Source organism: Rhodococcoides trifolii (genome assembly GCF_014635345.1).
In the GTDB taxonomy this organism is placed as follows: Bacteria; Actinomycetota; Actinomycetes; order Mycobacteriales; family Mycobacteriaceae; genus Rhodococcoides; species Rhodococcoides trifolii.
In genome coordinates, this window is the sequence record NZ_BMCU01000001.1 from 1,068,390 (window position 1) to 1,080,548 (window position 12,159).

Sequence of the window (12,159 nt, forward strand, 5' to 3'; positions counted from 1 at the left end):
GCCCAGTCGATAAGACTGGGCGGTATGCCATTCTTCGACGGGGCCCGAGGGCGAGTCCACTACCGCACGTGGAACGCCGCAGAACCCCATGCCGACCTCGTGTTCCTGCACGGCCGCGGCCAGCACAGCGGGAACTACCACCGCTTCGCGGGCCTGCTCGCCGCCCGCGGGATCTCCACGTGGGCGCTCGATCTGTACGCCCATGGCCTGTCCGAGGGCGACGCGGAGGGTCTCGACGCCGACCCGATCGTCACCCTGGACGGCCTGGTGGCCGACGCGGCGCATCTCGCGACTCTCCCGGACTCGGGCCGGCCGCTGGCCTTGATGGGGCATTCGCTGGGAACGGCCACCGCCGTGCCGCTTCTGGCACGGACACCGACCGTCTTCTCCTCGGCGGTGTTCTGCGCTCTCCCGACCAGGCTGGTGGACCCGGACACTCTTGCCGGAGCGGACGCCACGGGTGTGCCGATCCTCGTGGTTCACGGCGTCGACGATCGCATGGTCCCGATCGACCCGGTGCGGTCGCTGGTGGGGGAGCGGACCGGCGCGCAGTTCGTCGGATACGACGACGCCGGCCACGATCTGCTGCACGAGAAGGTGCATGCGACCGTGACCGGCGACGTGGCCGATCACATTCTGCGTTACGCCCCGTAGATCCCGGCGATGTCCTTCGCGTGCTCTTCGTGAATGACGTTGCGCTTGAGCTTCATCGTGGGAGTGAGCTCACCGGTTTCGATGGTGAAGTCGACGTCGAGGATCGTGTACTTCTTGATCCCCTCGGCGCTGGAGACCTTCTTGTTCGCCGTGGCGACTGCAGCGTCGATCTCGGCGATCAGATCCTTGTTGGTCTTCACGTCGGCCATCGAGGTGTCGGCCGGGAGATCATGACGTTGGAGCCAACCGGGCATCGCTTCCGGGTCGAGCGTGATGAGCGCGCCGATGAACGGCTTCGCGTCGCCGACCACCAGGCACTGGCTGACCAGCGGATGCGCCCGGATCGAATCCTCGAGGCCGGCCGGTGCGACGTTCTTGCCGCCGGCGGTGACGATGATTTCCTTCTTGCGACCGGTGATGGTGACGAAGCCGTCCTCGTCGATGTCGCCGAGGTCACCGGTGTGGAACCACCCGTCGACGATGGACTCCGAGGTCGCCTTCTCGTTGTGCCAGTAGCCGTCGAACACCACCGGGCCCTTGAGCAGTAGCTCACCGTCCTCGCCGACCTTGACCGAGTGACCCTCGATCGGGCGACCCACCGATCCGATCTTCTGCTTCTCGGTGGTGTTGACCGTGACGGCCGCGCTGGTCTCGGTGAGCCCGTACCCCTCGTACACCGGGACGCCGATGCCCCGGAAGAAGTGGCCGAGCCGAGCGCCGAGCGGTCCACCGCCCGAGACCGCGCGATCACAGTTGCCGCCGAGGGCCGCGCGCAATTTGGAGTAGACGAGCCTGTCGAACACGGCGTGCTTGGCCTTGAGCACCAGTCCGGCGCCGCCCTTGTCCTGCGCCTCACTCCACTCGATCGCGGTGGCGGCTGCCTGATCGAAGATCTTGCCCTTGCCGCCGTCGTGTGCCTTCTGCTTGGCCGAGTTGTAGACCTTCTCGAACACGCGGGGGACCGACAGGATGAAGTTCGGCTTGAAGTCGCCGAACTGCTCGACGAGCGTCGTGGTGTCGGAGGTGTGCGCCACCGTCACCCTGGACTCGAAGGATCCGAACGAGATGGCGCGGGCGAACACGTGCGCGAGCGGCAGGAACATCAAGGTCCGTTGACCCTCGTGCATCGAATCGTGCAGTGCCACTTGGGTTGCCGCGACCTCAGCCGCGAAGTTGGCGTGCGTGAGCTGGACGCCCTTGGGTCGCCCGGTGGTACCGGAGGTGTAGATGAGGGTGGCGGGGGACGACGCACGAACCTGTCGACGACGCGTGTGCAGGTCCTCGTCGCTCACTTCGGCTCCGCGAGTGGTCAATTCGTCGAGCGCTCCACCGTCGAACATCAGCGTCTCGCGGAGGTCCGCTGCCGACTCGGTGACGTCCTTCATCTTCTCCTGATGATCGGGCGTCTCGAGCACGAGCAACTTGGTTGCCGAGTCTTCGAGGATCCACTGGGCCTGATCGGCGGACGACGTCTCGTAGATCGACACCGTGCAACCGCCGGCGGCCCAGATGGCGTAGTCCAGCACCACCCACTCGTAGCGGGTTCCGGAGAGGATGCCGACGCGGTCACCGAGCTCGACACCCGACGCCATCAAGCCTTTCGCGACGGCCGTGACTTCGGTCGCGAACTGCTTCGCGGTGACGTCGGTCCAGGTGCTGCCCTCGCGCTTCTGAAAGGCGACCCAGTCGGGACGTTCCTTTTCGTACACGAACACGGAGTTGGCCATAGAAACGTCGTCGGGAACGGTGTACGACGCGGGAACGGAGTATTCGCGCACTGTGTGTGCCTTCCAGTAGCAGCCAGTTGTATGTGTATTCCATCACACGGTCTGCTCCGAGTGGACGGAAGGTTGCTTCCGGATTGTCCGTTTTATCCGATTGTGATTCGGCCTGTCGGTTCTCGGGTCGAGAGGTGTCGTCGCTGGACTAGACTCGGGCGCGATGACCCCCTCCGACACGAACACAGATCCGCATCTCGAGCAGCCAGTCGACGAGACGCCGGGCGCCGAGTCGACCCCCGATGCGCTCACCTTCTCGAGCCTCGGGATCGACGACCGCGTTCTGCGGGCGTTGACCGACGTCGGCTACGAAACGCCGTCACCCATTCAGGCGGCCACCATTCCGCCGTTGATGGCGGGCAACGACGTCGTGGGTCTGGCGCAGACCGGAACCGGCAAGACCGCGGCGTTCGCCGTGCCCATCCTCTCGCGCCTCGACGTCTCGAACCGGGTGCCACAGGCTCTCGTGTTGGCGCCCACGCGCGAGCTCGCGCTGCAGGTGGCCGAGGCGTTCGGGAAGTACGCCACGCACATCCCCGGTCTGCACGTGCTCCCCATCTACGGCGGTCAGGCGTACGGGGTGCAGCTGTCAGGCCTGCGCCGCGGCGCGCAGATCATCGTCGGTACGCCCGGTCGCGTCATCGACCACCTCGAGAAGGGCACGCTCGACCTGTCGAAGCTCGAGTATCTCGTGCTCGACGAGGCCGACGAGATGCTCAAGATGGGCTTCCAAGAAGACGTCGAACGCATTCTGTCGGACACTCCCGAGTACAAGCAGGTTGCCCTTTTCTCGGCCACGATGCCGTCGAGCATCCGCAAGATCTCCAAGCAGTACATGCACGACCCGGTCGAGATCACCGTCAAGACCACCACGTCCACGGCGCCGAACATCACCCAGCGCTACGTGCAGGTCTCGCACCAGCGCAAGCTCGACGCCCTCACCCGAATCTTCGAGGTCGAAGACTTCGAGGCGATGATCATCTTCGTCCGCACCAAGCAGGCCACCGAGGATCTCGCGGAACGCCTTCGCGCGCGGGGCTTCTCGGCCGCAGCAATCAACGGTGACATCGTGCAGGCTCAGCGCGAGCGCACCATCGGACAGCTCAAGAACGGTCAGCTCGACGTGCTCGTGGCCACCGACGTCGCCGCTCGCGGTCTCGACGTCGACCGCATCTCGCACGTCGTCAACTACGACATCCCGCACGACACCGAGTCGTACGTGCACCGCATCGGCCGTACCGGCCGCGCGGGCCGCGCGGGCCAGGCGTTGCTGTTCGTCGCGCCGCGAGAGCGGCACCTCCTGCGCGCCATCGAGAAGGCGACCAAGCAGCCGCTGACCGAGATGCACCTCCCGAGCGTCGACGACGTCAACGCACAGCGCGTCTCGAAGTTCGCCGACTCCATCACCGCGAGCCTTGCCTCGCCGTCGATTGCGTTGTTCCGCAGGCTCATCGAGGACTACGAGCGCGAGCACGACGTGCCGCTGGCCGACATCGCAGCAGCCCTGGCCACCCAGTCGCGCGACGGTGACGCGTTCCTGATGGCACCGGAACCGCCTCCGCAGGAACGCGTTCCGTACGAGAAGGGCCCGAAGCGCGAGCGTCCCGCGCGCAAGTTCGACGATCGCGGTGACGAGGGTCCGCGGAAGCCGCGGCAGGGTGATCAGAACCTGGTCGCGTACCGCATCAGCGTCGGCAAGCGCCACCGCGTGGTGCCGGGTGCCATCGTCGGAGCCATCGCGAACGAGGGCGGCTTGCGACGCAGCGACTTCGGCCACATCAGTATCCGGCCGGACCACAGCATCGTCGAGCTCCCGGCCGACATGTCGAAGGAAACGCTGGAAGCATTGCGGCGCACCAGGATCAGCGGAGTCTTGATCCAGTTGCAGCCAGATCATGGTCCACGCCGACACTGAGTCCCGCGGCAGAGCGGTCTGGCTTCGTGCTTTCGCGCTGACCGTCGTGGTCGCCGTTCTCGCGACCGTCGCGCACCAGTTCGACCTTCGCTGGGCCTTGTCCGGGGTCTGCGGAGCGCTGGCCACCGTAGCCGTCGTCGTCGGCGTTCGCCGGCATCGGCCGCCCAGCACCTCGCCGTGGTGGTTCGTCGTCGGTGCGTTGTCGTCGTTCACCATCGCCGTCTTCGTGTTCAGGTTCGGGACCCTCGATGCGTCCGACGTCTGCAGGGTCGTCGGCTACTCCGTCCTCGGAGTCGGACTCGTCGTGTGGCTGACGGCGCTTCGGCGCCGCGACGACGTCGACCCGCTCCTCGACGGAGTGCTGGTCTCAATGTCGGTGATGCTCTTGACCTGGGTTGTCGTACTGTCCCCCATACTCGCCCGCACGGAGTCGACCCTGTCGACGGTGCAGAGTCTGTACCCGGCGATCGATGCGGCCATGGTCTCGCTGGTGGTGTATCTGTCCACGTCGGCGCGCGGCGTCAACCGGTCGCTGCGGTGGATGACGTACGGATTCATGCTGTTCTTCGTCGGTGACATGGCGAACGCGCTGATCGGCGGTGCTGTTCTCGACGTCACTCCCGTCATTCGCACGGTCGGCTACAGCGCCGGCATTCTCGCGGTCGGTGCGGCGGCGCTCGATCGGTCCATGGTGCACATCTCGCCGATGCCGCTGGCCGCGCCGGGTCGCTCCCCGGAACGCGGCGCACTGTTCGTCATCGTTCTGGTGACGTGTTCGGTGTTTCCCGTCGTGCTCACCGCAGCCAATCACGCGGATCTCGTGATCCGGTCGATTCTGTTGTCGCTCGTCCTGATCGGCACCTTCACCCGCGGCGAGCGGGCGCTGCGTGCGGTCAAGGCGGCCAAGGACAGGGCCCGGTACGACGCCAGTCACGACGCGCTCACCGGTCTGCTCAACCGCAGCGTCCTGCCGGACGTCGCCGCGCATGTCGGCGCGTCACCGGCACCGGTCACGGTGCTCTTCGTCGACCTCGACAACTTCAAGTTCGTCAACGATTCGTACGGTCATGCCGTCGGCGACGAGCTGATCCGTGAAGTCGCGTCGCGCATTCTGACCGTGGTGGGCAGCCACGACGACGTCATCCGGTATGCGGGAGACGAATTCGTCGTCACCACCGACCTCGAGCGAGGCCGCATCGACGACCTCGCGCATCGGCTCATGGACGCGATCGCCCGGCCCTTCACGTCCAGTGCCGCGACGTTCAACGTCACCGCGACCATCGGGGTGTCGACGGCCGAATTCGTCACCGACGTCGCCGATCTGACGGCGCTGATAGCCGATGCGGACACGGCCATGTACTACGCGAAAGCGCGCGGACCGAACCGAGTGGCGTTCTTCGACGCGCCCCTTCGAGAGCTGTCCACCGCGACGACGAGGACCGCGACGGCCTTGCGCGGGGCGCGCGCTCGCGGCGAACTCGAGGTGCACTACCAGCCGATCGTGGCCACCGGGACTCGACGGACCGTCGTGTACGAGGCGTTGGTGCGTTGGCGTCGCGACGGCGAGTTGATCACGCCCGATCACTTCGTTCCCATCGCCGAGTCGATCGACCTGATCGGTGAGATCGGTGAATTCGTTCTCGATCGCGCGGTCGGAGATCTGGCGTCGCTGCAGGCGATCGGAGGGGCCGACGTGACCATGTCGGTGAACGTCTCGGCCGTGCAGCTGCGTGACCCGTCGTTGCCGGATATGGTGCGCGACATCCTTTCTCGCCACGGTGTGCACGGATCCGAGCTGTCTCTGGAAGTCACCGAAACGGCGCTTCTCGGTGATGCCGAGTCGGCGGACTCCGTTGTCCGGCGGCTGAAGGAACAGGACATCCTGATCGTCCTCGACGACTTCGGCGTCGGCTTCTCGTCGCTTTCTCGCCTGCACCGGTTGCCGATCGATGTCGTCAAGATCGACAAGTCGTTCGTCGCCGACACCGAGCAGGGCACCGCCGCCGGCACCCTGTTGGCTGCCATCGGCGCCATGCTCGACACTCTGGGAATTCTCAGCGTCGCCGAGGGCGTGGAGACCGAAAAACAACTGGCTGTGGTCGAGCAGGTCGGCTGCCGATTCGCGCAGGGCTACCTGTTCGGACGACCTCAGCCCCTCGACTACTGGTCGACCGTGTCGGCTGTGCGCTGACTCGGGGTATCCCGCCCGCGTAGTGAGGCGCCGGCCGTCTCCGTGACGAACTTCAGCGCGATCAGACCGATCAGGCATGCGCCCATCATGTAGAACGCAGGCACCAAATCGTTTCCGGTCTTCTCCACCAGCCACTCGTTCGCGGCGGGGGCGGTGCCGCCGAACAGGGACGTCGACACGTTGTACGCGATCGCGAAACCGGCGAATCGCACGTGTGTGGGGAACATGGCCGGGAAGGTCGCCGAGATCGTCGAGAGCTGCAGCACGTACAGCAGGCCCAGTACGACGAACGCGAGGATGGCCCAGCCGAAGTTCACGCTCATCAACATGTACATCGGGATGGCGAAGACGAACAATCCGAGCATCGACACCAGCCACAGCGGTTTACGGCCGACGCGGTCCGACAGTGCGCCGGAGAACGGGATGACGACCATCATCGCCAACTGGCCGATGATCACCAACCACAGCGACGACGTGCTGGACAACCCGATACGCGTCTCGAGGTACGTCGGCATGTAGCTGAGCAGGGTGTAGTTGGTGACGTTGAGCGCGACCACCAGTCCGCCCAGGGTGAGGATCGGCTTCCAGTACTGCCGTATCAGCTCACTGAACTGCGTTTTGGTCTCGTGCTCGACACCGCCCTCTTCTTCGAGTTCGAGGAAGACAGGGGTGTCCTCGAGCTTCGAGCGCATGTACAGCCCGATCAGGCCCAGAGGGAGCGCGACGAAGAACGGCAGACGCCAACCCCATGTCGCCATGAATGCGTCCGTCGACAGCAGGTCGACGAACAGAACGACGATCGCACCCAGCGAAAAGCCCAGCAGCGTGCCGAATTCGAGGAAGCTGCCGAAGAATCCACGCTTCTTGTCCGGGGAGTACTCGGCCATGAACGTCGCCGCGCCGCCGTACTCGCCGCCGGTGGAGAAGCCTTGAATCATGCGCAAAATAACCAACAGCAGCGGTGACCAGAAGCCGATCGAGTCGTAGCTCGGAATCGCGCCCAGGAGGAAGGTCGCGCCCGCCATCATGACGATGGTCAGGGCGAGCACCTGACGTCGACCCAGACGATCGCCGAGCGGGCCCCACACGAGACCGCCGATGGGCCGGACGAGGAAAGACACGGCGAAGACGCCCAGAGTGAGCAACGTCGCCGATTCCAGGTCACCGGGGAAGAACGAGTTGGCGATGTACGTGGCGGTGTAGGCGTAGACGCCGTAGTCGAACCATTCGGTGGCGTTCCCCATGGCCGACGCGCCGATGGCGCGCTTGAGAACTGCTGGTGGAACCTCGTTTTCGGCGAGTTGGTGCGATGTCACGATGGTTCTCCCTGTCTGTCGAGACCTTTCATGCTTACGCACCGCGAGCGGTCGAGCACGAATCGATGTGACAGGAGTGAACTGTTCGTGATCAGTTCGTGACCGGTGGCGGTCACTCCCGGCTCGGCTCGGCTCAATACCTCCCCACGAAAAGAGCGCATCCCGAATAATGGCCTGGGCGGGGTATTCAATGGGAAATGCGATGCTCCAGGAAGTGGGCTGGTGACCGAGACGGTCGATGCGCGAGACGACGCCGCGCGCGGTCCAAACAGGGGTGCGCGCACCTTCGTAATTCAGGTCGTCTCGGTGGCACTTGCTCTCGCCCTTGCGTCCGAGGTGGCCAGACTTCTTGGTGTCGGCTCCCTGTTCATCGGAGTCGTCGTCTTTGGGTCGGTGATCGCTGTCGCTGCCGGGATCGCACGCAACAGGCCGCGGGAACCGGTCATGTGGTGGTTCGTCGCCACCGCCCTCCTGATGTATCTGGGTGCGTTCGTGACCGGCGTCTGCCACTGGGGGTCCTCAGGGGTTGTGGCCCTGCCCGACGTCTTCCGGCTGGTCGGATACGTCGCCATGACGGTTGGCCTGATCTGGTGGATCGCGAACCGTCGGACGCAGCTGGACATGACTCCCCTGATCGACGGTGTTCTGATCTCCCTCGGTGTCCTACTGGTGACCTGGGTGCTCTTCCTTTCCCCCGTGCTGTCGCTGACCGGAACGCCCGAGCCGGCCATCCCCGCCGGTTTCTATCCGGCGTTCAACGCCGGGATGCTCACTCTGACCATGTATCTCGTCGTCGCTTCGCGCGGTACCAACAGGTCCGTGCTGTGGATGTCGGTGGGATTCGCAGTGTTCTTCGTCGGAGACATGGCTGCCGCGGTCGCCGTCGGTGGCGGTCCCTATCCGCCCGCATGGCTGTACGACATCACGTTCGGGGTCGGTGTGGTGTCGTTCGCTGCGGCCGCATGCAACCGGTCTATGACAGCGGTGGCGGATCTACCGCTTCCCGCTCTCGCGCGCACCGGCGGGCGAGGGGCGGCGTTGCTGGCGCTCCTGGTGACCTGCGCGCTCGTACCGCTCCTGATCACGGCGACCACGCGTGCCGACCTGGTCTTCCGGACGGTCATTCTGATGCTGGTCGTCCTCGTGACGTTTCTGCGTGGGGAGCGGGCACTGCGTCGCGCTCAGCGCAGCGAGGACCGTGCTCGTCACGACGCCGGGCACGATTCGCTGACCGGGCTGCCCAATCGAGCCGCCCTTGGGAGCTATGTGGCAGCGGGGGACTCCACGGTCCTGTTCGTAGATCTCGACAACTTCAAGATCGTGAACGACTCCTACGGTCACCGAGTGGGCGACGATCTGATCGCCGCGGCGGCATCTCGCATTCGAACCGCTGTGGCACCCGGCGATACTGTCGTGCGGTACTCGGGGGACGAATTCGTCGTGGTCACCGACCTCGATCGAGCTTCATCGGAATCGTTGGCGCGCAATATTATCGACAGCGTGAGTCGGCCGTTCGCCCTCGGACCCATCATCCTCTATGTCACGGCCGCGGTCGGAATCGCGCGGGGTGCGACGAAGGCCGGTCCGGGTGGGCTCGACGACGTGATCCGCGAGGCCGACACCGCGATGTACTACGCCAAGAAGCGGGGTGCGGGCGCGCTGTCCTATTTCGACGAGTCACTGCGCCACACGGCGATGCGGGAGCTCGCCGTTGCCACAGCCCTGCGCGGCGCCGTCGCCCGCGGGGAGTTCGAGGTCTACTACCAGCCCATCGTGGCCACTCGGTCACGCCGGACGCTGGTCTTCGAGGCGCTCCTGCGGTGGCATCACGACGGTGTTCTCGTCTCGCCGGGCGACTTCGTTCCTGTTGCCGAGTCGACGAACATCATCGAGGAGATCGGTGCCTGGGTTCTCGACACCGCGATCGCCGATCTGGCGCGTCTTCGCGCAGACGGTCACCCCGACGTGTCGATGTCGGTCAACGTCTCCGCGAAACAGCTTCGCGACGACAGTCTTCCGGGGTTGGTGCGTGAGACTCTGGCCAAGCACGGCGTCAACGGTGATTGCCTGGGCTTGGAAGTGACAGAGAGCATGCTCGTCGACGACGCACAGAAAGCGGAATCGGTCCTCGTCGCCCTCGCCGCTCAGGGAGTACTCGTCGTCCTCGACGATTTCGGAACGGGATACTCCTCGCTGAGTCGGTTGAGAAACATGCCGATTTCGGTGCTCAAGATCGACAAGTCGTTCGTGGCGGAGATCGGTCACGCCCCCTCGGCGCTGTCGCTGCTCGCCGCCATCACCTCGATGGCCGAGGCCATGTCTATTACTGCCGTCGCCGAGGGCGTCGAGACCGAGCAGCAGATGGCGGTCATCACCGAGATGGGGTGCACGTTCGCTCAGGGGTTCCTGTTCGGCCGGCCCGCACCGCTCGACACGTGGTTGTCGGCTCAGAACCGCCAGCGATAGTCCCCGAGCGGCAGCGAATTGACGGTGTGCACCGTCCACTTCCCGCTCTCGTTGCTGAGCGTGCTGACGCCCGCGTTCACGATGCGAGGCGACGGTCGCCGTAGCACCGAATCGAGAATCGCCCGGATGACACCACCGTGCGCGACGACCACCAGGGCGCCCGTCGGATGCTCGTCGGCGAGCGCGTCCAAGCGCGATCGTCCCCGCTCGATCAGGTCGCTGCGCGGTTCCATTCCGGGGTAGCGGCCGTCGGGCCAGTACGAGTACGCCTCGAAGTCGCTGAGACCCTCGGCCTCCCCGAAGTGTCGTTCGGCCAGGTCGTCGAACGTCGCGCTACGGCTCAGTCCGATCGAGGCGCCGATGATGTCCGCGGTTTCGCTGGCGCGGGACAAGGGCGAGCTGACCAGCAGATCCCACCGGGATCGTCCGAGTTCGTTCGCCGCCTCCAGCGCTTGCTCCCGCCCGTACTCGTTCAGCGGGATGTCGGACGATCCCTGAAGACGACCGCGGGCGTTCCAGTCGGTTTCTCCGTGTCGGACCAGCGCGACGAAAGTCATAATGAGGGGTAAGCCTACGGAACGGCGGAGGCCAGGTTACCGGGGAGTACGGTCACAAGTATCGGTCAGAGTGGACTGGAAAGAGGCTGACATGAATTTGGCATTGACGGAAGACGAAGTCGCGTTCCGCGACGAGATGCGGACGTTCTTCAGAAACAAGATCCCCGCGGATCTGCGCGAGCGGAACGCCAGTGGCGCGAACCCGCAGGGTCGCGAGGACATGATCACCACGATGCGCATCCTCAACGAGCACAACTTGGCGACGCCGCACTGGCCCACCTCGTGGGGCGGCCGTGACTGGACGCCGATGCAGCATCACATCTGGCTCGACGAGCTGCAGCTGGCGTCGGTGCCCGAGCCCCTGGCGTTCAACGCGTCGATGGTCGGACCCGTCATCGCCACCTTCGGTTCGGAGGAGCAGAAGCAGAAGTTCCTTCCGCCGACGGCCAACCTCGACATATGGTGGTGCCAGGGCTTCTCCGAGCCCGAAGCGGGATCGGACCTCGCGTCGTTGCGCACCACTGCCATTCGGGACGGCGTAGAGTACGTCATCAACGGGCAGAAGACGTGGACCACGCTGGGGCAGTACGCCGACTGGATCTTCGTCCTCGCTCGCACCAACCCGGACGCTCCGAAGAAGCAGGCCGGAATCTCGTTCATCCTGGTCGATCTGAAGACCCCGGGCATCGAGATGCGTCCCATCAAGCTCATCGACGGCAGCGTCGAGGTCAACGAGGTGTGGTTCGAGGACGTGCGCGTCCCGGTGGAGAACCTCGTCGGCGAGGAGAACGCCGGCTGGACCTACGCGAAGTTCCTCCTGAGCAATGAGCGCACCGGGATCACTCGTCTCGGCTGGACCAAGACCAAACTGGCACAGGCAAAGAAGCTGGCCGGGGAGACCAAGGTCGGTTCGGGCACGCTGCTCGACGATCCGATCTTCGCCTCACGATTCGCCGAACTGGAGAATCAGGCGTTGACACTGGAGCTCACCCAGCTGCGCATCGTCGCCGATTACGATGCGGGCAAGGAGAATCCGGCATCGTCGGTCCTGAAGCTCCGTGGCAGCGAACTGCAGCAGGCGGCGACGGAGATTCTTGCCGACGTGGCAGGGCCCGATTCGTTGCCGTTCGATGCGGGTGACGATTCGCCGTCCCCGGCGTGGGCGCAACGCGCGACGCCCACCTACCTGAACTTCCGTAAGACGTCGATCTACGGCGGTTCCAACGAGATTCAGCGCACCATCATCGCATCCGGCATTCTGGGCCTGTAGGAGAACGAGCGA

General features: G+C 65.0%; 8 protein-coding genes. 5 read left to right on the forward strand and 3 right to left on the reverse strand.

The window, feature by feature from the left end; genetic code table 11:
- Positions 1-24 precede the first annotated feature (24 nt).
- Complete coding sequence (locus tag IEW02_RS04960) at positions 25-654, forward strand: alpha/beta hydrolase (RefSeq protein WP_188543533.1); 630 nt, start codon at positions 25-27, stop codon at positions 652-654.
- Here the strand turns inward: IEW02_RS04960 and IEW02_RS04965 are convergent.
- Positions 642-2,432 carry an AMP-dependent synthetase/ligase gene (locus IEW02_RS04965; protein ID WP_188543534.1) on the reverse strand — a complete coding sequence of 597 codons (1,791 nt, stop codon included), beginning with the start codon at positions 2,430-2,432 and terminating at the stop codon, positions 642-644. The two genes, IEW02_RS04960 and IEW02_RS04965, sit on opposite strands and share 13 nt — an antisense overlap.
- 163 nt (positions 2,433-2,595) lie before the next feature.
- Between IEW02_RS04965 and IEW02_RS04970 the strand changes: the two genes are divergently transcribed.
- Positions 2,596-4,347 carry a DEAD/DEAH box helicase gene (locus tag IEW02_RS04970; RefSeq protein ID WP_188543535.1) on the forward strand — a complete coding sequence of 584 codons (1,752 nt, stop codon included), beginning with the start codon at positions 2,596-2,598 and terminating at the stop codon, positions 4,345-4,347.
- On the forward strand, positions 4,328-6,538 hold the full coding sequence (locus IEW02_RS04975) for a putative bifunctional diguanylate cyclase/phosphodiesterase (RefSeq protein ID WP_188543536.1): 2,211 nt from the start codon (positions 4,328-4,330) through the stop codon (positions 6,536-6,538). Before IEW02_RS04970 ends, IEW02_RS04975 begins: the two co-directional genes overlap by 20 nt.
- On the opposite strand, the gene IEW02_RS04980 is transcribed toward IEW02_RS04975, so the two are convergent.
- Entirely contained in the window at positions 6,508-7,782 is a 1,275-nt protein-coding gene (locus IEW02_RS04980) for an MFS transporter (RefSeq protein WP_188544017.1), read from the reverse strand. The genes IEW02_RS04975 and IEW02_RS04980 overlap by 31 nt on opposite strands.
- 294 nt (positions 7,783-8,076) lie before the next feature.
- Between IEW02_RS04980 and IEW02_RS04985 the strand changes: the two genes are divergently transcribed.
- Positions 8,077-10,320 (forward strand): putative bifunctional diguanylate cyclase/phosphodiesterase, encoded by a 2,244-nt coding sequence (locus IEW02_RS04985; RefSeq protein ID WP_229745777.1) that lies wholly within the window; start codon positions 8,077-8,079, stop codon positions 10,318-10,320.
- On the opposite strand, the gene IEW02_RS04990 is transcribed toward IEW02_RS04985, so the two are convergent.
- On the reverse strand, positions 10,302-10,877 hold the full coding sequence (locus IEW02_RS04990; protein ID WP_188543537.1) for a histidine phosphatase family protein: 576 nt from the start codon (positions 10,875-10,877) through the stop codon (positions 10,302-10,304). The two genes, IEW02_RS04985 and IEW02_RS04990, sit on opposite strands and share 19 nt — an antisense overlap.
- A gap of 91 nt (positions 10,878-10,968) precedes the next feature.
- Between IEW02_RS04990 and IEW02_RS04995 the strand changes: the two genes are divergently transcribed.
- Entirely contained in the window at positions 10,969-12,147 is a 1,179-nt protein-coding gene (locus tag IEW02_RS04995) for an acyl-CoA dehydrogenase family protein (RefSeq protein ID WP_188543538.1), read from the forward strand.
- Positions 12,148-12,159: the final 12 nt, after the last annotated feature.

Excerpts from the sequence above, each read along its gene's own strand:
- IEW02_RS04970 (WP_188543535.1), top strand. The coding sequence starts at position 2,596 with ATGACCCCCTCCGACACGAACACAGATCCGCATCTCGAGCAGCCAGTC.
- IEW02_RS04995 (WP_188543538.1), top strand. The coding sequence starts at position 10,969 with ATGAATTTGGCATTGACGGAAGACGAAGTCGCGTTCCGCGACGAGATG.
- IEW02_RS04990 (WP_188543537.1), bottom strand. The coding sequence starts at position 10,877 with ATGACTTTCGTCGCGCTGGTCCGACACGGAGAAACCGACTGGAACGCC.
- IEW02_RS04975 (WP_188543536.1), top strand. The coding sequence starts at position 4,328 with ATGGTCCACGCCGACACTGAGTCCCGCGGCAGAGCGGTCTGGCTTCGT.
- IEW02_RS04960 (WP_188543533.1), top strand. The coding sequence starts at position 25 with ATGCCATTCTTCGACGGGGCCCGAGGGCGAGTCCACTACCGCACGTGG.
- IEW02_RS04980 (WP_188544017.1), bottom strand. The coding sequence starts at position 7,782 with ATGGGGAACGCCACCGAATGGTTCGACTACGGCGTCTACGCCTACACC.